Raw genomic sequence first — 22,599 nt, 5'->3', positions numbered from 1 at the left:
CACGACCTGCCGCACCGGGCGTCGTTCGACCTGGACGCCCGGCAGTCCTCGCTCTTCGGGGGCACCAGGAATCCTGGTGGGCACCTGCTGCCGCCGGCCGGCTCGGACCGGCCGGCGCCGGAGCGGGTGGTGCGGGTGGAGCGCAACGGCGTCGTGGTCGCCGACTTCTCGTCCGACGCGGCGCTGCCGCGGCCGCGACAGGTGGCCACCTCGTCCGCCGCCGGTGACCTGCTGAGCGCCGGTGACCTGCTGGGTGTCGGGCCGGTCTACCGCCGGATGTTCCCGCGCAACTGGACCAGTGAGGACGCGCTCTATGCGGCCGAGCAGGCGTACCTGCACGCGCTGGGCACCGACCAGGTGGTTCCGCTCGGGGGTGCCCGCTACCGCTGGACCGGCGAGTACGCGGGCGTGCGGATCGAGGGCGAGGTCCAGGGCGACCGGTTCCTGTCCTTCCGCCCGGCCGACACCCAGCCCGACGTCGACCCGCCGCTGAACGCCCCGCACCGGCCCGACCCGCTGGCCCTCACCGGGCACGACCCGGCCCGCAGCGACAACCCGGCCCAGGGCTACGGCGCCTTCGGCCAGCGCGCCGAGGACATCGTCCGCTACGGCGACCGCCAGCACCTCACCGGCCTCCACCACGAACTGAACCCCGGAAACGTCACCGACCCCGCCAACACCCTCCGGGCCCACGGCGTCCGGGTCGTCGAGACCAGCCCGCCGATCCACAACGGCACCTACCGGGCCCGGGTCGCCTTCCTCGACCCGACCGTCGCGCCCAACTCCCCGCTCGCTGACTTCCCGACCCGCTGGCGCCTGCGCGGCAACGCCGACGGCGGCAGCGGGCGCACCATGTACCCGCGGACCTGGTCGTCGGCGGACCTGCTGACCCGCGTCGACGAGGCCCACGACGGCGTCCCGGCCGAGCGCCGGGTCTACCTGGACGACGGCCGGACGTACTACTGGACCGGCGAGGCCGACGGGGTCCGGATCGAGGGACTCTCCCGCGACGGCGCCCACCTGGCCCACCGCCCGACCGACACCCAGCCGATGACCGACTGGAAGCAGAGGCGGGTGGTGAGCACCTCCCCGGACACCGGGACCTGGATGGGCGACCGCCCGCTGTCCGTCTCCCGGGTGCTGTTCGACTCCGGGCAGGAGGGCCTGCGGATCACCGTGCCCGTGCGCACCGTCGTCGAGGGCCCGGTGACGCCCCAGCACCGGGCGTTCGCCGAGGAGGCCGTCCAGCAGCGGGTCAACGACTACGTCCGGGACCGGATGCTGGAGACGGCGGGCCCGGACGGGGTGCCGCCGAGGCTGGTCGCCGTCGTCCTCGACTTCACCCCCGGCCGTCCGAAGGTCTTCTCCGAGGTGCTGGTGCGCCCCGACGCGGCGTCGGACGTGTCTGACGTCCTCGGCCCGCTGGCCTTCCAGGGCCAGGACCAGGTGTTCAACGCGATCGTCGCCGCCCTGGGCGACCTCGCCACCCCGCACGCCGACCTGGTCGCCCAGCAGGGCGCCCCCCGCGTCCCCGCCGACCTGCGCGAGCCCGGCCCGCTGCGGCCCGGCGAGCACCGGCCCGCCGAGGTGGCCGGCTGGGACCAGCAGACCGCGCTGCAACTGCGCCACCTGGACACCCGGTTCAGCCAGGAGGCGCTGACCGCCGACCCGCGGAACCTGCCCGTCACCCACAGCCTGCCCCGGGAGTGGACGGCCCGCGACGCGCGATGGGCCGCCCTCCAGGTCCTGCACGAGCACGACGGCCAGTACGGCCCGACCGCGACCGACATCGTCCGCGGCTCCTACGGCGGCGTCGACCTCGCGGTCCACGTCGAGAACGGACAGATCGTCCTCGTCACCGGCGTCGGCCACCAGCGGGACCTGCCGCAGCTGCACGTCCCGCCGCTCGGCGCGGACGCCGGGACCCAGCCCGCACCCGCACACGCACCCGTCGCACAGCGGCCGGCCGCCTCCGCCTGGCAGTCGGCCGACCTGGACGGGACGGTGGCCGGGGCCCCGCGCCGCCCGCCCACCCCCGGCCCCGGCCAGCTGCGGGTCACCCTGCCCAACGGCGCCGTCCGGGTCTTCGCGGCCCACCTCGACCCCGCGGTCGCCCCCGGCGCCCCCGCCACGCTGTTCCCCTCCCGCTGGCACCGCTCCGCGCTCGATCCCGGGACGGTGTACTACCCGGAGCACTGGAGCGAGGCGCAGCTGACCGCGCACGTCACCACCGCGCTCGACCACCCGCTCCGCACCCGCGACGAGCCCGACGGCTCCCGGGTCGTGCTCGGCCGGGCCGACGGGGTGTGGATCGAGGGCCGGTTCGGCCCCGACGGCGCCCTCTACTACCACCGCCCGGCCCCGCACCAGGGCTTCGACAACCCGGACTACCAGCCCCCCGCCTCGACGACGGCCCACCGGGGCACCGAGGTGCGGCCGACCGGCCTCGGGCCGGTCCGGGTCCGCCGCGACCTGATGTTCGACGGCTCCGAGGTCCTCCGGGTCACCGCCCGGGTCCGGCTGGTCGGCGGCGAGCACGCCACCCCCGCCGACCTGCGGCGCGCCGAGACGACGCTGCGGCAGGCCGCCGCCGAGTACCTGGAGGGCCACCAGCGCGGCAGCGACACGCCGTTGGACCTCCAGCTGGAGTTCACCCGGGACCGCGACGCCACCCCGGTCCGGCTCGTCCCCGGCCAGGACCCCACCATCGAACAGGCCCTGCCGAGGCTGCACCGGGCGGCCGGCACCGACCGGCTGGCCGAGGTGCTGGCCTCGGAGCGGCAGCCGCAGGCGCCGTCCGCCCCGGACACGGTCTCCGGTGAGACGATGCTCGACGGCCGGCGGCGGCTCTTCACGGCCGCCGTCTGGGACCGCCCGACCGAGGGCCGCAACCTGCCCCGCGAGTGGACCGCCGACGAGGCCCGCTACGCCGCCAGCGTGGTCGCCGGCTCGGCGCACCGCGCCCCGGCCGGTCCGGTGCCGCCCGGCGGCACGACCGCGCCCGAACTGGTCCACGGCAGCTTCGCCGGGGTCCGGCTGACGGTGCGGGTGGAGAACGGCCGGATCAGCGACTTCTGGGGCCAGCCGGACCAGCGGATGCCCGACCAGCTGACCAGGCGCGGACCCGAGCGGATCCAGGTGCTCGGGACCCACGAGGTCCACCCGCCCACGGACCGCCTCGAACACGCCATGGAGGACCGGCGGTTGCAGCGGTTCTCGGTGAGCCGGATCCGGTTCGCCGACGGTGACACCGAGTCCCTCGTGACCGTTCGGGTGCACCTGGACACCGCCGCGCTGGATCTGGCCGACCCCACCACCGTGCGCGGCCTCGACGACCTGGCCAACCGGGCTCGCGCCGGGCTGGCGGCCACCTACGGCGGAACCCAGCGGCTGCCGGGCGGCGACCGGCTGCGAGTCCGGGTCGAGTTCGTGAACGACCCCGGCGCCGCGCACCACATCGTGGCCGTCCACCCCGACCAGGAGCGGGCGAACCACCGCAACTGGGGCCTGGACATCCGGGCCGAGATCATCGCCCACGAGATCGGCCACACGCTCGGGCTGGCGGACGAGTACCGCGAGGGCTCCTACGACGGCCGGTCCCGGCCGGTCCACGTCGACGGCGGACTGATGGCCTCCACGACGCGGGACCGCTTCGACCGGCCCCTGGTCGACAGCGACAGCCTGGCCGACCGCCCGGGCTACACCGACCGGCGACCCGTTCTGACGGCGCGCAACCTGCGGCAGCTGGGCGCCGTGATCGACCTCGCGTTCGGCGCCGACCGCGGCCCCGCCCCGGACGGGACCCACCCGCCGAGGCCGCGGGTGAACGAGGACGCCCGGCGCACCGCGCTCTTCGGCGACCTCGACGGGACCGGCGGGCGGTTGTCGAGCGGCGGCCGCGACGGCGGCGGCCACCTGGTCCCGCCGCCCGGTTCGGACCGGCCGCGGCCGACCCGGATCCCGGGCTCGGAGAACCGCAACGGCACCTTCCGGGTGTTCGGCGGCCCGGCCGACGGCACCGCGACCGGGCAGCACCGGCTGGCCGGTGACCTCGCGGCCGGCCCGGCCGGCCGCGACCGGGGCCGCACGGTGTTCCCGGAGCACTGGACGTCCGACGACGCGGTGTATGCGGCGGAGCAGGCGTACCAGCACGCGCTGCGCCGCGGCGGCGACGCGTTCACCGAACTCGGTTCGGGTTCCTGGGCGTTCACCGGCGAGTACGGCGGCGTGCGGATCGAGGGCCGGGTCGAGTCCCGGACCGAGTTCCGGCCCGCCAACCCGGCCGAGAACCGGCGCGGCGGCACGGTCGACGTGGCGGAGATCGTCTCCTTCCGCCCGTCCGAGGACCAGAGCGGCCTCGGCGCCGCCGCGCACCTGCCCTGGCACCCCTTCCCGGACGGCTTCGGCCAGCGGGTCGAGGACCTGGTGCGCTACGGCGACCGCTACACCATGACCGGCGCGCACCACCAGCCGCCGGAGCCGCCCGGGCACCGGCCGGGGGAGCCGTCCGCGGTGGAGCTGGCCGGCCAGCGCCGGGGGATCCGGATCGGCGCCCCGTTCGGCGGGCACCCCAATGGGACCTACCGCGCGCCCGTGTGGTTCCTGGACCCGGTGGTGACGCCGTCCTCCTGGATAACGGACTTCCCCTCCCGCTGGCACCTGCGCGCGGACCACCCGACCAACACCTTCTACCCGAGGGACTGGCCGGCCGGCCGGGTCCTGGAGGCCGTCCGGACGGCGTACGAGAACCGGACCGCGACCCGCCCGGTGAACGGTGCCCAGCACTGGACCGGCGAGGCCGACGGGGTCCGGATCGAGGGCATCACCCGGGACGGCCGGCACCTCGTCCACCGCCCGGCGGACGAGCAGCCCGGCGTCGTCCTGCCGCCGGACGCGCACCGCTCCGCCCCGCTCACCGAGCCCGGGGCGCCCGCCACCGGCCGCCGCCCGGCCACCACCGACTCGATGGCGCCGGACGCGGTGCCCGCCGACCGGGTCGCCCCGAACCTGAGCGACACGGCCGGCCGGGGCCTGCCCCGGGAGTGGACGGCGGCGGAGCGCCTCTACGCGGCCCACCACGGGCGGCCGATCGGCGTCGAGGAGCCGGTCGCGGACGGGTTCCGGAGCCTGGTGCGGTTCGCCGGGGTCGAGATCACGGTGCTGCGGGACGCGGACTACCGGATCGTCGACTTCTCGGTCGCGGACGGCCACACCCCGCCGCGCCAGACCTCCGTCCCGGTGCCCGAGCGCGGCCCCGTCCGGCCGGCCGGCCCGGGCGAGGCGGCACCGGCGCCCGTGGCGCGCGCGCCGTACTTCGCCGGTTCGGACGAGGGCTCCCGGCCCACCACGCCGGGCGGCGACGACAACGCCCTGCCCAGGACACCCGGCCACGACGGGGACTCCCGGCCCACCACCCCGGGCGGCGACGACAACTCCCTTCCCCGGACGCCCGGCCACGACGAGTCCGCCTGGCCCACCACCCCGGGCCGGGACGAGGACCTGGACATGGACCTGGACAGGGACATGGACCTGTACCGGGAGTCCGACGAGGAGATGGGCTCCTACACGGACTCCACGCTCGACTACCTGTCCTCCGACCACGACATGGAGTCGGTGTACGGCTCCGACTCCGGCCGCTCCATGGACACGGACTCGCGCCGGGACACCGACAGCACCACCGACAGCACGACCGACACGGACGGCGGGGCCGACCGGGTTCGCCCGGCGCACCAGGCACCCGCCCCGGACCTGCGGATCGCCCGGGTCTTCCCGACGGTCGAGGTCGAGGCGCCCGCCGACCCGGCGCGGCACACCAGCACCAGCACCGACCTGCGCCGCTTCCAGGCCGGCCGTGCCGTCCTGCTGGACGGCTCGCCGGCGGTCGAGGTCGTGGTGCGGGTGCACCTGGACACTACGGGGCTGCCGGCCGGCCAGGACCACACCGGGTCGCTGGCGGACCTGCGCGCCCGGGCCCGGCGCAGTGTCGACGACTACTACAACACCGGCCATCGGCTGCCCGAGGGCGATGTCATGGTGGTGCGGCTGGAGTTCGTCGACGACCCCGATGCGGCGCATCACGAGGTCGAGGTCCTGGCCCCGGTGCCGGGAGAGCCGCCGATCCGCGAGCACTCCGGCCTCTGGGGTCTGGACACGAACGGCACCATCCTTGCCCACGAGCTGGGCCACCTGCTCGGCCTGCCGGACGAGTACCGGGAGCGGCGCCTCCACGAGGAGACCGTCGACGAGAACGGCGACCGCACCGTCCTGGAGCGCGGGATCCGGCCCCGGCCCTCGTACACCGACGCCGGCCTGATGGGCGGCACCCACGCGGGCAACAACCGGGTCCGGTTCGACCAGGACGCCGGGATCCTCACCGACGGCACCGACATCCGGTTCGCGCTGCAGCCGCGCAATCTGCGGGAGTTGGGCGCGGTGATCGAGCAGGCGCTCGGCCCCGTGCCCGCAGTGTCGAACGCGCACGACCTGCCGGGCCGGGCGTCGTTCGACCTGGACGCCCGGCAGTCCTCGCTGTTCGGCGGGACGCGGAATCCTGGTGGGCACCTGCTGCCGCCGGCCGGTTCGGACCGGCCGGCGCCGGAGCGGGTGGTGCGGGTGGAGCGCAACGGCGTCGTGGTCGCCGAGTTCACCTCGGACGCGGCGCTGCCGCGGCCGCGACGGGTGGCGACCTCGTCCGCCGCCGGTGACCTGCGGACGACCGGTGACCTGCGGACGACCGGTGACGTGCTGGGTGCCGGGCCGGTGCAGCGTCGGATGTTCCCGCGCAACTGGGCCAGTGAGGACGCGCTGTACGCGGCCGAGCAGGCGTACCTGCACGCGCTGGGCACCGACCAGGTGGTTCCGCTCGGGGGTGCCCGCTACCGCTGGACCGGCGAGTACGCCGGGGTGCGGATCGAGGGCGAGGTCCAGGGCGACCGGTTCCTGTCCTTCCGTCCCGCCGACACCCAGCCCGACGTCGACCCGCCGCTGAACGCCCCGCACCGGCCCGACCCGCTGGCCCTCACCGAGCACGACCCGGCCCGCAGCGACAACCCGGCCCAGGGCTACGGCGCCTTCGGCCAGCGCGCCGAGGACGTCGCCCGGTACGGCGACCGCCAGCACCTCACCGGCCTGCACCACGAACTCGACCTGGGCCTGTCCGGCCGGGAGAACGCGCTCCGGGCCCACGGCGCCCAGGTCGTCGAGACCATGCCCCCGGCCCACAACGGCACCTACCGGGCCCGGGTCGCCTTCCTCGACCCGACCGTCGCGCCCAACTCCCCGCTCGCCGACTTCCCGACCCGCTGGCGGGTCCGGGACAGCGACGACGGCCTGCGCACCATGTACCCGCGGACCTGGTCCTCGGCGGACCTGCTCCTCCGCGTCGACGAGGCGCACGACGGCGTCCCGGCCGAGCGCCGGGTCTACCTCGACGACGGGCGGACGTACTACTGGACCGGCGAGGCCGACGGCGTCCGGATCGAGGGACTCTCCCGCGACGGCGCCCACCTGGCCCACCGCCCGACCGAGGACCAGCCGACGGCACCGATGCGGGCCTGGGACGACCTCCGGGTCCGCCACACCGTCCGCGGCGAAGAGGTCGACCTCGACGGCCGGACCGTCACCGTCTCCCGGGTGCTGTTCGACTCCGGGCAGCTCGGCCTGGAGATCACCCTCCCCGTCCAGGTGACCGCCGAGGGCGGCCTGACCCGCCGGGAGCAGCTGGCCGCCCAGGGCGAACTCCAGCGCCGGGTGGACGCCTACGTCCGCGAGCGGGTCCGGGACACCGCGGACCCGGACGGCATGCCGGAGATACTGGTCGCCGTCCGCCTCGACTTCGCCGACGAGCACCAGGACCCCTACGCCCGGGTGATCGTCGACCGCGACTCGCTGCCCGACCCGGAGGACCTGGCACTGGTCGACACCGCCGAGAACCTCCGGCACCTCCTCGGCCCGCTGGCCCACTTCGACGGCGCGGACGTCTTCCACGAGACGGCCGTCCGGCTGGAGGAGGAGGCACCCACCCGGGTCGACCTCGTCGCGGACCTGCACGCCGCCGGGGGCGGCCCCCGCGTCCCCGCCGACCTGCGCGAACCCGGCCCGCTGCGGCCGGGCGAGCAGCGGCCCGCCGTCACCGCCGGCACCGACCGGGACAGCCAGCGGGCCGTGGACGCCATGGACTTCCGGTTCAGCCGGACGGCCGTCGACTTCGACCCGCGCAGCCTCCCCGCCGACCAGAGCCTGCCCCGCGAGTGGACCGCCCGCGACGCGCGATGGGCCGTCACCCAGCTCGTCGACCGGGCCGGGGTCCGCCCGACCGAGAGCAGCGTCGTCCTCGACGAATTCCGCGGCGTCCTGCTGGAGATCGACATCGTGGACGGCCGGATCACCGGCTACCGCGGCATCGGCGACCAGCGGGACCTCCCGCAGCTGCACGTCCCGCCGCAGACCCGCCCCGCCGGTCCGGCCCATGCCCCCGTCCTGCTCACGCCCGGCACCGACGGCCCGGTGCTGGAGGCCCCCGACCCGGCCGGGCTGCTGCGGACGGTCGTCGACGCGCACCCCGACGGTCTCCGTGAGCGCTACGGGTTGACCGAGCACGCCGAGCCGGCGGAGGTGCACCGGCTGATGATGGAGGACGTCGCCGACTACCTCCAGCGGACCCGGCCCGAGGACCTCCCGCGCGAGGTGGTGGCCGGCTTCCGCCCGGACCAGGAGCCGAACTCCGCGACCGCGACCGCTCTGCGCGGCCTGCGGCACGGACTGCTGGACTGGGATCCCGCGCGCGACGGCGACGGCGGACTCGGCGGGGCGCTCGCCCCGCTGCTGGCGCACACCTTCCGGGTGCGGATGGTCGTGGTCGACGAGGCGGGAGCGGTCGTCGCCGGGTTCGGTCCGCACAACACCGCCACGCACGTCGTCCTCCGCGACGACGGCCCGACGGCCACCCCGGAGCGGGAGACCGTCGCCCCGCCGCTCACCGACCAGGAGGCCCCGACGCCGCCGGCCCACCTCGACGGACCGGCCCCGCGGAGCACGGTCATCGGGGAGCGCGTCCGCGCCGACGGCGTCCGCGAGCTGACCCTCGGCCACCTCGACACCGCCGTGGCGCCCGGCGCGCCGCTGTCCCAGCTCCCGTCCCGCTGGTGGACACCCCGGGACCCCCGCGGTCCCCTGGACTACCCCGAGCACTGGGACGCCGGCACCATCGACGGCGCGGTCCGCGCGGTCGCGGACAGCCCGGCCCGGCGGCTCGACCTGGGGGACGGCCGGACCCGCTGGTCCGGCGTCCACGATGGTGTGGAGATCACCGGGATCTCCCGGGGGGAGAAGATCCTCGTCCACGGCCCGGCCGACCACCGCGACGACACCACGACCCGGGAGTGGGCGGACTCCCGCCAGCTCTTCATGTCGGAGGAGGCGGAGGTCGACCTGGGCGGCGTCCGGTTCGCCGCGTGGTGGGGACTGGTCGACAGCGGCCACGAACTGCACCTGCTCAGCCTCGCCGTCCACCACGACCCCGCCGGACTGACGCCTCAGCAGGCCGACGTCCTGCGCGACCGGCTGACGCAGCACGTCGAGCGGCTCTTCGAGAACTCGGACGACCACCGGCAGCTGCGGGCGACCCTGACCTTCACCGACCGGCCGGAGGAGGCCGACTGGCACATCGCCGGCGATCGCATCTCCCTTCCGCAGGCGCTCCACCCCGAGCACGAGCGCGGGCTGATCGACGCGGTGTTCCGCGGCACCGAGCACGTCCGGGACGGCCTGGACCGCGATTCGGCGGCCATGCTGCGGTTCCCGGACCCCGAGGATCCGCCGGCCGCCCCCGAACCGCAGCCGCCGGCGGCCCCCCGCTACGACCGCCACCTGTTCGAGCCGCAGGCCCTGGCGCACGGCGGGCTCGGTCTGCCCCGGGAGTGGACGGCCGACGAGCGCCACCACGCGGCCCAGCAGGTGCTGACGGGGAGCGAGTACCACCAGCAGCGACGCCGGAACCAGGCGATCGTCGAGGGCGAGTCCGGCGGCGTCCGGATGAGGCTGCTGGTCGACAACGGCCGGATCCTCGACTACCACGCCGCGCCCGGGCAGCGCCTCGGCGACCAGGCCTCGGCCGCGCCGGCGCCCCCGCCCGGCCGGGTGCTGCGCACGGTCGAGGTGGAGCCGCCCGACCCCACGACGCGCCGCGGTGAGTTCCTGTCCGGCCTGCAGGCCCAGCGGGTGCAGGCCTTCGAGGCCCAGCGGGTGGTGGATCACGACGGTGACACCCGGACCGTCCTGACCGTCCGGGTGCACCTCGACACCGACGGTGTGACCAGTACCGGAGTGCGGCGCACCTGGGACCTGGAACAGGTGCGGATCTCCACCGAGACGGGCGTGCGGCAGCTCTACGACCGGGGCCAGCGGCTGCCCGACGGCGACCGGCTGGAGGTGGCCGTCCGGTTCGTCGACGCGGACCAGGATCCGCACCACACCGTCGAGCTCTGGGACGGCCGCGTCGCGGAGGACTCGGGGAACTGGGGCGTGGAGAGCGACCCGCGGGTGATCGCCCACGAGATCGGCCACCTGCTCGGCCTGGACGACGAGTACCGGCGGCCGGGCACCCGCCCCCGCCCCGTCTACCCGGAGCTCGGCCTGATGAGCTCCCCGGCGCTGGACCGGTTCGGCCGGGTCTCGGTCGACGCGGCCCACCCCCGGCTGGACGACGGCACCGACCTGCCGGAGACGGCCCTGCGCCCGCACAACCTCGACCAGCTGGGCGCCGTGCTCGACCGGGCGTTCGGCACGCCCTCGCAGGTGACGCCGCCCGGCACGCTGCCGCGGCGGGCGGAGTTCGGCGAGGACGCCCGGCGGGCCTCGCTGTACGACGGGACGGACGGCCGGGGCGGGCACCTGCCCGCGCCGCCCGCGTCCGGACGCCGCCGACTGCCGCCGGTGCCCGGCTCGGAGAACCCCAACGGCACCTACCGGACCGACGTCGGCGAGCTGTCGGACGGCCGCCGCGACGGCGGCCGGTACCGGACGATGTTCCCCGACACCTGGAACGCCGACGACGCGGTGTACAACGCCAAGCAGGCGTTCCTGCACGCCCGGCGGACCGGCGGCGTCACCGGGACCGACGGCGGTCGGCAGCGGTGGACCGGTGAGTACGCCGGCGTGCGGATCGAGGGCGAGATCCGGGCCGGCGAGTTCACCTGGTTCCGGCCCTCCGACAACCAGCACGGACTCGACGCGGCCACGTTCGTCCCCCACGCCCGGCCCACCCCCTTCGGCCACCGGGTCGATGAACTGAACCGCTACGGCGACCGGCACACCCTCACCGGCTTCCACAACGACCGGCCGGGGGCGACCACCCTCGCCGGGCGCGGCCTGCACGTCGGGCCCGACCTCGCGACGCACCGCAACGGCACCCGGCGGGCGCACGCCTACTTCCTGGATCCGACCGTCGCGCCCGGCTCGCCCATGAGCCAATTCCCGTCCCGCTGGCACCGCCGCGCCGACGAGCAGGGCCACACCTTCTACCCGAAGGACTGGGGCCCCGAGGAGACCCTGGAGAGGGTGGACCGGGCCTACCGGGCCCGGACGAGCTGGACGGAGCTGCCCGACGGCAGCGTGCACTGGATCGGCCGGGCCGGGGGCGTCCGGATCGAAGGGATCGTCCGGGACGGCCAGCACCTCGTCCACCGGCCGACCGACGACCAGGCGACCGACTCGGCCGCCCACCCGCCCACGTCCACGCTCAGGGCCCCCGTCACTCCCGGTACCGGTGAGCGTCCGCCGACCCGCACCCGAGAGCAGGACGAGAACCCGGCGGAGAACACACCGCTGTTCCACGAGGATCTCGCCGAGGACGCCGGGCGCGGCCTGCCGCCCGCGTGGACCGAGACCGAGCGCCGGCACGCGGCCCGGATGGTCGCGGACGATTCGCCCGGCGGCCCGAACGACCCGGTCGACGGCGAGTTCGCCGGAGTCCGGATCCTGGTGACGCTGCGGAACGGGCGGATCACCGACTACGAGGGGGCCCCCGGCCAGACGTTCGCCCCCCAGCGGCGGCGGCCCCCGGCCGCGCGGCAGCCGGCCCAGCCGCAGCCGCCCCTGCAGGCGCTGCACCCCTCCGGGTCGCAGCAGCACGAGCAGCCGAACCAGCAGCCGAACCAGCAGCCGCACGAGCAGTTCGACGACGCGGCCTCGGACACCTCCATGGACACCCACTCGGACACCTCCATGGACGGGGCCGAGTCCTTCCTCGACCACATCACCGGCTCCCGGGAGGTCAGGCCGCCGGCGGACTTCTTCCGCCAGACCGTCTCCGCCGCCGCCCTGCGCGGCTACGAGGCCCGGCGCGGCTTCCTGGAGAACGGCGAACCCGCCACCGAACTCGTGGTGCGGATCCACCTGCTGCCGGCACTGCTGTCCGACACCCCCGGCATGGACTTCGACCGCCGCTCCACGGACTCGGAGAGCGACTACGACTACAGCGACGCCCCGACCGAGCAGTTCACGCCCGAGGAAATGGACCGGGTGATCGAGAACGCCTGGCAGGGCGTCGAGGAGGTGCTCAACATCGGCCACCGGCTGCCCAACGGCGACGTGCTGCTGGTCCGCCCCGAGTTCGTCGACCACATGGACGACGAGAACCACCACATCCACATCGTCGACCTCCACCGCACCATGCCCAGGGAGAACCACGAGGCCTGGTCCCTCGACTCCGCGCCGCACGTCGTGGCCCACGAGATCGGCCACCTGCTCGGCCTGCCCGACGAGTACCGCGAACGGCACCGCCGCAACCCCGTCCACACCGACGCCCGGCTGATGGGCTCCGACAGTGTGGAGTACGGCCGGGTCTCCGCCGACCAGCAGGCCGGGATCGGCGGCACCCGGGCACCGGGCCGCGGCACCCTGGCCCCGCGCAACCTGCGTGACCTGGGCGCCGCCGTCGACGGCGCGTTCGGCACCCAGCCGTCCCGGCTCGGCGACGGCGGCGGGCAGCCGCCACGGGCCTCCTTCGGCCCGGAGGCCCGGCAGACCTCGCTCTACGGCGACCGGCACAACCCCGGCGGCCACCTGATCCCGCCGCCCGGCTCGGACCGCCCCCGGCCGACCGGCGTGGTCGGCCGGCACTCGAACGGCGTCCTGCACGTCGAGTTCGAGGCCGCGCCGACCGGCCGCGGCGGGACCAGGCACGCCGCCGACGTCCGCCTCACCAGTGACGCCGGCGACCTGCACAGCTCCGACACGGCCGTCCGGCGGCGGATGTTCCCGCAGCACTGGACCGAGGACGACGCGCTGTACGCCGCCGAGCAGGCCTACCTCGACGCCCGCCGCCACGACCGGATCGTCCCCACCGGGGGCGGTGGCCACCGGTGGACCGGCGAGTACCAGGGTGTACGGATCGAGGGCCGGATCCGGGCCGGTGAGTTCCTCGACTTCCGGCCGTCCGACACCCAGCCCGACCAGGACGGCCAGCCGCCCCAGCCGACGCGCCACCGGCCCACGGCCAGGGCCTGGGACGGACTCTCCGACCTGTCCCCGCAGCAGCCCCACCCGGACATCCCCGCGACCGCGCCGTCGCGGCCCGCCGGCCTTCAGCGCTACGGGCAGCGCGCCCAGGACATCGCCCGCTACGGCGACCGGCAGAGCATGACCGGCCTCCACCACGAGCCCGCCCTGTTCCAGAACGGCGACCTCCCCGACTGGCAGCGCCGGCGCGGCGTCGAGGTGTTCGAACGCGGCCCGGAGGCACCCAACGGCACCTACCGGGCCCGGGTGCGCTTCCTCGACGCGACCGTCGCCCCGGACAGCCCGCTCGCCGCGTTCCGCAACCACTGGCGCGAGCCGCGGGAGACCCACGGCCGCACGATGTTCCCGCGCACCTGGACACGCCCGATGCTCCTCGACGCCGTCGAGACCGCGCACCGCTCCGCGCACACCCGGGTCCGGGTCGACGAGCGGACCTACCGCTGGATCGGCGAGGCGGCCGGCGTCCGCATCGAGGGCCTCTCCCGGGACGGCCAGCACCTGGCCTACCGGCCGTCCGACCGGCAACCCGGTCCGGTCCTCGCCCACTGGGACCCGGCCCGGGTGACGGGCGCCGGCGGGACCGTCGAGCTGCCCGTCGGCGGCGCCCGGCTCCTGGCCCGGCGGGTGCTCTTCGACTCCGGCCAGCACGGCCTCGACGTCACCGTCCCGCTCCACCTGACGGCCGACCCGGGCACGACCCCCCAGCAGGTCCGGGACTTCGTCCTCCGGGTGAACGCCGTGGCCGCGCAGGCCTGGGACCAGCACAGCCAGGGCGGGCAGCCCCTGCTCGTCAAGGTCAACGTGGTATCGGTGGCCGACCCCGCGGGCGCCGTCCGCAGCATCGGCATCCAGGCCGCCAACGCCCTGGGCCTGCACGGCCTGCTGGGCTCACTGGCCCCCGCGCCCGGCTGGAACCGCCCGGACGGCCTGTTCCCCGGCCTGTTCCGGGCCGCCTCGCCGGTGAACGCCTTCACCCACGAGGCGTTCCCGCTGCACGGCCCCACCGCGCTGCGCGAACCCGGCCCCCTGCGGCCGGACGAGCGGACCCCCGTCGGCACACCGGACCTGGACGTCGACACCCTCCGGCCGGACTTCACCGCCCGGGCCTGGAACGACCCGGCCGGCCCCGGCCTGCCGCGCGAATGGTCCACCGACGACGCCCGCAACGCCGCCGCCACCGTGCTCGTCCAGCTGCGCGCGGCCGGGCAGAACGTGCCGGACAACGGCGTCGTCCAGGGCACCGTCGCCGGGGTCGTCGTCCACGTCCGCCGCGAAGGCGGTCTGATCGCCGAGTACTGGGGCCGACCCGGTCAGCAGGACTCCCGCCAGCACTCCACCCCCGGCAACGGGGGAGTCCTCGGCCCGCGGCACACCGCCCAGATCGAAGGGGACGCCCCGGCGACCGGTTCGCCGCTGCTGCGCGCGCTCGTCGAGGACGACCCGGGAATGCTGCGGGAGCTGTTCGGCGACGAGGAGGGCGGGCGGCTCGCCGCCGACCCGGCCGCCGCCGAGCGGGCGGTCCGCGAGCTGGTGCAGCAGCGGTTCCGGGACGACCCCGAACTGGCGCGGGAGGCACACGAGTTCTATGCCGCCGGAGCCCGCCGGAACGGGTCCGGGGCGGCGGACTGGCCGGCCTTCGTCGAGGACCTGCGACGGGAAGCCGCCGCCCGGCGCGGGCAGGACGAGGGCGGTGCGACCGATCCGCGCGTGCGCGACGCCTACGACATGCTGGCGGCCAGCGTGCTGAACCTTCGGATCGAGCGCGTGGACGTCGGCGCCGACCGGGAGGTACTCGCCGAGTTCGGTCCCGCGAACGGCCGCCGGATCATGCTCGACCACAACGAGGAGGACGGCTACTCGACCATCCGCGCCGCCGAACTCCGGGAGGAGAAGGCGCGCGAGCGGAGGGAGGAGGCGAGCCGCGGCAAGCAGAGGGCCGAGGACCAGGGTCCCGCGCCGACCGACAGGAGCGAGACGGTCGGCGGGAACCCCTTGCGCGAGCACCTCGCGCAGGACACGCGGGTGGTCGAAGAGGCGGACATGCCCAAGGTCAACCGGCAGATCAACGAGTCCGTGGCCGCCGAAGCCGCCAGGAAGAAGCCGGGACAGGGCTCCGGCGCGCCGCCGTTCGTCCGGTCCCAGGACGAGACCTCCGGACCGGTGCGGAAGCCGGGCGACGAAACGGAGCCCGCGCTCCTGCCCAAGGAGGAGGAGCCGAAGGCCCCGTCCAAGAGCGAGATCGAGGAACTGCCCCCGCTCCCGCCGAAGGTCGAGCCCGTCGTGGCGCCGTCCTCACCCAGGACCGATCAGCGGACGCCGCTGCAGCCGCCGCGGACCGTCGCCGAGTCCGGCCTGCTCTCCGGTTCGCACATGGTGACCGGCATCGGCGGGCCGAACAGCGACCTGGTCGTCAACCTCGCCGCGCGGATCGCCGACGCCCTGCCCGCGGAGACCGTCAACCGGCAGGCCCTGGCCAGGACGCTCGCCGAGAGCCTCTTCGGCGACTCGGGCCTGCGCGCCCAGGTGTCCTCCCTCTCCCGGGGCGAGGTCCTGCACATCCCGGTCGGGACCGACGCCCGGCAGGGCACCATCACCATCCGCGGCGAGGTCGCGGAGCTGACGCACCGGGCGAAGGACAAGGCGAAGGCCAAGTTCGAGTACGAGGGCGGCAGCGACCGTGTGGTGACGCTCGGCACGACCACGGGTGGCCGCAAGCGGCTCGGGCTCGGCCTCCAGGGGCGGTTCGACTTCTTCAAGCTGCTCCGGGTCCAGGCCGCGGGCGGCGTCCAGGGCGACCTGATGTCCTGGGAGGGCCTGACCACCCGGGCCCGGTTCTTCTCGCGGTCCAAGACCACCGAGCTGACCGAGATGTTCCACGGTCAGCTCCGCCTGGAGGTCGGCTACCAGCCGGTCGGCCGGCGGGGGACGGAGGACCTGTCGGTCCGACTGGACCCGGCGGCCGCGAACGTCGTCACGACTCCGATCGAGGTCGGCATCCCGCAGCGGGAGACCCGGGCCTCCGCCGACGACCCCGACGCCGCGCACCTCGGCTGGCCGGACAGCTTCGACCCGGCCCGCCGGACGCAGCCGCGGCTGCACCTGTCCCACGTCATGCTGGACGTCCACGCCAAGGGCGAGCCGCGGCTGCGCGGCACGCCGGGCGAGGACGCGGGCGGGAACGTGGAGATGCCGACCCTGAACACCCCGCCCGGCCCACCGCTGCGACGGCAGGTCATGGCGGGCGTGGTCGACCTGCTCGCCCGGAGCCCCGAGGTCAGGCAGGCATTCGGGGGCAGCACCAGGACGCTGTCCGACCGGCTCGTGGCGGAATTCGGCTACCAGCGCCTCCAGCAGGACTTCAAGGGCATGACCAACGGCGAGTCCGTCGTCCTCCGGATCCCCGGGAGCGATGTGCGGATCGAGGTGAAGGCCGCCAACCGCGAACTGAACGTCCTGGCCCTCACCAAGGAGACCGAGTTCAACACCGGCGCGGGCGACATGGTCACCAGGCTCCGGCGGAAGGTCGTGAGCGGCCTCCGCCAGCTCCAGGGCGGCGGCCGGATCGGCGTCGACAACCTCAACATCGGCGGTTCCTACGGCGGCCGGAAGGGGTCGGACTCGATCCACATCTCGGGCCGGACGCTGGAGACCGCGGTCACCACCAAGACCAAGGAGCCCGGCGCGGTTCTCGACGGTGACGGCTACCTGGAGGTCGTGGTCCACAAGGGCGACCAGCAGCTGGGCGACGCCGTCGAGATCCCGGTCGGGTTCCGTACGGTGATGCCGCAGTCCGACCTGCTGACGCCGACGGAGCACGATTCGGCCGCGGCCACGGCCGCGGTGGCCAGGATCGTCGAGAACGGGCTGCCGGAGTCCACGGTCGTCCGCGACATCGGCTCCGTCGACAAGCTGCGGACCGATTTGGAGGCGGCCGGAAAGGAGTACTACGGGAGCCTCTGGCCGACCGTGCGGGACGAGGTGATGCAGCTCGTCACCCAGCCCGCGCTGGCGTCCCGGCTCAGCGCGATGACCCGCGGTGAGGCGTTCGAGCTGAACTCCTTCGACCAGGGCAAGCCGGGCGTCCTCAAGGACACGGTGCTGGGACGCAACCTCAAGGTGACCGTCACCGCCACGCTCGAGCCCGGTCCGAGGTACCTCAGGCAGAGCGCCAGTGCCGACCTCAGCCGGCAGAACGAGACCAGCACCTTCAGCTCGGAGCGCCGGCAGACCGGGAAGCACAAGGTCGGGCAGGGCGGCCTCGGCTTCCCCCTGGGCGCCGACCAGCCCTACGCCAACGTGGAACTCGGCCACCAGGACCGGGTCCGGGTCGGCACCCGCGACTCCGCCGCGGACAAGCTCTACGCGAACAGCAAGATCCGCGACGCGCAGGACATCCTCGGCGGACAGGTGAGGCTGACCCTGACCCTGGAGGGCAGGGGTGCTCCACGCCCCGTCACGGGAGACGTCAGCACCGAGTTCAGCGTGCGCGCCCCGAAGGCCGAACTGCCGCTGGAGCCGCACCTGCGGCGCCACACCGTCCTGCCGCGCAACCAGCTCAGCGCCTCCTCGGTGGTCTCGTTCAAGGACCTGCCCGACGGGCGGAGCGGGGGCACCCAGGTGCTCACCGACGTCCGCGCCGCCCTGCAGAAGCGCTTCGCCGGGCGCGGGGGCGTCTCCCGGCAACTGGAGCGCACCCTCGCCGAGGAACTCGGGCCGAGGACGCTCCAGGCCAACCTGTCCCAGCTCACCCGGGGCGGGGTGCTCAAGGTGCCCGTCAGTGGCGCCGGCTGGTCGGCCGAGGTGATCGTCCGGGCCCGGTTGCGGGAGGCCCCCGTGCTGCGCCGCGAGGTGAACGACGCCGAGATCGAGGTCGGCACGCAGAACCGGGCCGGTCACGGCGTCTCCTACGACCAGCGGGAACGCATCACCGGCACTGCCGGCCTGACCGGCAAGCCGGGTTCGGACGGCAAGAGCGTGCTGACGGTCGACTACTCCTACCGGCACGACTCGGCGACGGGCATCGCCCTGGAGACCGCGGGCACCACGGTGAACCGGGCGAAGAACGTGTCGAGGGCCGCCGTCTCCGACGCGGACGTCACGTTCGAGGTGGAGATCCGGGGCTGGACGGGCGGCCTGATCCCGAGCAGGACGAAGCTCGGCGAGATCCGGGCGGAGGCGGAGGTCATCACCCCGCAGTACAGCCCGGTGGAGACGCCGCGCGCCGTCCCGGACCGCATCTGGCAGACGCATCGGCTCGGATCCTCGGACGTCGTCACCAATGTGTTCGTGCCGGACGCCCGGAACAACGGCGCGTCGTCCTCCCACCGGAGCACCGGCTCGGTGTCCTCCGACCGGAACTCCGGTGCGGGGCACGTCAACGAGAACAGCGCCGGCGGGAACAGCCTCGGCGCGGACAGCCTCGGGACGAACAACACCAGCACGAACACCATCGTCGCGAACAGCGCCAACGCGAACCGAGCCGATGCGAACGGCGCCAACGGGAACACCGGCACCAGGACCCTCGACTTCGCCAAGGCCCTCCTGCGCGGACAGGGCGACCCGGGGGAGTTCGGCGGGCGGGACATCACCAAGTGGCTGGCCGGGACCGGCAGGTCCGGCCTCCGGCACAAGCTCTACGACGTCCTCACCCCGAACACCCTGCACGACCAGCTCAAGACCATGATGTCGGGCCGCGAACTGGTGGTCTCCGACGGGGGCGTGACCATCCGGATCGGCGCGTCCGTCCGCACGCTGGAACACACCGGCAGCACCAAGACCACCGAGTTCAACACCGGGACCCAGAACGAGCACAGCCACTCGGCGGCCGACGGGGCGACCGGTGGCGGGGCGGGCTCCGGCCACCAGCTGCGCGCCACGCTGGGTGTCAGCGGCGGCCCCTGGTACGCGGGCGGGGCGCTGACCGGGGCGACCGGACACGACACCCAGGAGACCTGGTCCCACCGCGCGGGCTCCGGCAACACCACCAAGGTGAAGCCCGCCGACGCGAGCATCTTCAGCGGCGAGGCCGATCTGCACTTCCGGGTCGAGTGGAAGGAACCGATCAGCACCACGCCGCCCTTCGTGATGGCCACCAAGCACGCCTATTTCCGGCGCGCGCTCGGCTTGGAGACGGTCATCGACGTCGCCGAGACGAGGGCGCAGGCACCGGTCGGCGACACACCCAACCCCCGCAACGTCTTCGACGCCGCGACCGCGCCGCGCGGAGCCGCCCTGCGCGGCCTCACCGACCACACGCCCGCGGACCAGGTCGTCCTGATCCCGCCGGAGCGGGTGTGGACGCACGGGCTCGTCGACACGGACGTGGTGCGGAAGGTCGAGATGGGGCCGGACGCGCGGAAGCAACTGACGGCGGGGGCGGAGGAGTTCCTGGGCGCGGACACCTGGGACCGGATCCGGGGCACGGTGGACCGGATGATCGACCCGGTGGCGCTGGCGAGCCGTCTCAGCAGCCCGGTCACCCCGCTCCCCCCGCGCACCCCGCCCACGGCGGCGGAGAACGCGGGCGCGGCTCCCGATCCGTCGGTGCCGACGATCACGCACGGCCCGGGGAACTCCACCCTCCTGATCGGACCGACCGACCTGGCCGGCGACGCCCGGGTGGAGGTCAGGGTGAGGATCAAGCAGTTGGAGTTCGTCCGGACCGACGCGACCTCGGAGTCCAACCCCACCAACACGACCTCGGTCACCGACGGCGCCAACGCCCAGCGCTCGGTCCAGGCGGCGGTCCGCCTCACCGGCGGCGGCAAGGGCGAGATCAACGAGCACGTCGGCGGTCGCGCCGGCGTCTACGTCGACGGTGCCTACCAGTACCGGACCGACCTCGCGACCGGCGAGGGCGGCCAGATCGTCAACAACGCCAAGATCAAGACCGACACCGCCCGGTACCGCGGCTTCGCCGAGGTGGAGGTGGTCTACCACAAGGACGGGAAGACGCTCCCCCGCATGGAGCTGATGGCGATCGAGATCGACATCCCCGCCGACCAGGTGAAGGGGAGCGACGACGTCCCCGCCGGCGGCTACCTGAGGTTCGACGAGAGTACGCGCGACGGTGAACTCCGCCTGCACGGTGCCTCGTCGGGGTCGGTGGAGTCGGTGGCGGGCGCGCTGGGGCTGAACCCGGCCGCCCCGGGCGACCGCCCCCGGATCCTGGGCGTCGGCCGGGTCGCCCGGGAGCTGCTCGCGGGCTCCCTCACCACCGAGGGGCCCCGGGCCGTGCGGTGGCTCAGGGGCCTGGACCGGATGCTCGTCCTCGCCGTGGACGAGTCGAACGGAGGGGTCTTCGACCACATCCGCCAGGTGCGCGACGGCGGGCCCGTCCCGGCGGCGGACCGGCGCCGGCTCCAGGACCTGGTCGAGCACGTCGGCGAACGCGTCGACATGTCGGCGGCGGACGTGAACGCCCACTGGGACGTCCAGGGCCCGCCCCAGGGCGGGGACCTGAGCCTGCGGGAGCCGTCGGCCGGCCCGGACACGACGATCCGGCTGGACGCGGACGCCAGCAGCAACGGCAGTCTGAACAGGCTGCTGGAGAACGTCCGCCGGAGGGTCCTCGCCGCGGAGGGCGACGCGCCCCAGGTCGTCGAGATCACCCTGGACGTGTCGGCGGAGCGGGCCGTGCGGGAGACCGACCGTCTGGAGCGGACGCTGCGCGGAGTGCTCCGGACCAGCCCGCGCGAGGTGGAGGTGGTCATCGTGGCCACTGCGGCGCGGGTGGAGCGGGCGGAGGCACCCGAGCCGGGCCGGCCCGCCGGCGGTGTCAGGAAGTTCCGGGTCGTACCGCCGTCGAGGGAGGCGGTGCAGGAGACGACGACGGTGGTGGAGGAGCCGGTCACGGTGGTGGAGCAGACGACCACGGTGGTGCAGGAGCCGGTCACGGTGGTGGAGGAGACGACGACGGTCGTGGAGGAGCCGGTCACGGTGGTGGAGGAGACGACGACGGTCGTGGAGGAGCCGGTCACGGTGGTGGAGGAGACGACGACGGTCGTGGAGGAGCCGGTCACGGTGGTGGAGCAGACGACGACGGTCGTGGACGAGCCGGTGACGACGGTGGTGGAGCAGACGACGGTGGTGGAGCAGACGACCACGGAGCAGGTCGTGCGGCCGGTGCAGGCCCAGCCCGTTCAGGCCCAGCCCGTTCAGGCTCAGCCCGTTCAGGTCCAGCCGGGGCGGCGCGCGCCGGCGGTGGATCTGTCGAACACTCCGGTGGGCGAGTCCCTGACGTCGGATTCCTCCTCCCTGTCCTCTTCCTCGCCGTCGCGGGACGAATCGGTCAACGACATTCCGGACCTGGTGCAGGACGGCGACGAGTGGCTGCCGGGCTTCGGGCCGTCGTCGTTGCGCAACCCGCTCCGGCAGCCGATCCGGCCGCTGGAGGGGCCCGGGAACAACCGGGCGGACGATTCGTCGTCGGACGACGGATCGGGGAGCGTCTCCTCGGAGGACCTCTCGCGCGAGCGCCGGCGGGAGGCCACGGACGCCTCGTACGTGACGGCCCCGCTCTACGAGGAGCAGGAGAATTTCTACCTGCACGAGGGTGCCCGGTTGGGGAGCGAGCCGGACAACTTGTCGGTGCACACGGACGAGCTGGACCTGCCGGAGGTGCCGCCCGAGCGCCGGCGGGAGGCCACGGACGCCTCGTACGTGACGGCCCCGCTCTACGAGGAGCAGGAGAATTTCTACCTGCACCCGGGGGCGCGGCTGGGCGAGGAATCGGACAACATCTCGGTCGACTCAGACCTGACGGACCCGACGGACCCGACGGACCTGTCGGACCTGTCGGACTCCCGGAGCGAGACGTCCGAGGACTCCTGGGTGGTGGTCCCGCCGCCGCACGTCCAGCCGCCGCACGTCCAGCCCCCGCTCGTCCAGCCCCCGCACGTCCAGCCCCCGCAGGGCTCGACCGCGCACGCCCCGGCCCCGCAGGGCCCGACCCCGCCGCTGCCCCCGCACGAGGCCGGCGGACCCCCGCGGATCGAGGAGCCGGAACCCCAGGAATCCCTGGCGGACAGCATTTACGGCGCCCTGACGCAGTGGTTCACCGGCGGCGGTGAGCGGCCGTGA

At 74.7% G+C, this 22,599-nt stretch carries 1 protein-coding gene (cut by a window edge); it reads left to right on the top strand.

All coding sequences use genetic code 11. The annotated features are described in order from the left end of the window. Positions 1 to 22,599 carry the 3' portion of an EndoU domain-containing protein gene (locus SM793_RS20760; protein ID WP_320439727.1) on the top strand. 11,733 nt of this gene lie to the left of the window's left edge, so 22,599 of the gene's 34,332 nt are visible here — the last part of the coding sequence; the start codon falls outside the window, past its left edge; the stop codon is at positions 22,597 to 22,599.

Source organism: Kitasatospora purpeofusca (assembly GCF_034043715.1).
GTDB lineage: Bacteria > Actinomycetota > Actinomycetes > Streptomycetales > Streptomycetaceae > Kitasatospora > Kitasatospora purpeofusca_A.
This window is presented reverse-complemented; position numbering and strand designations above follow the sequence as displayed.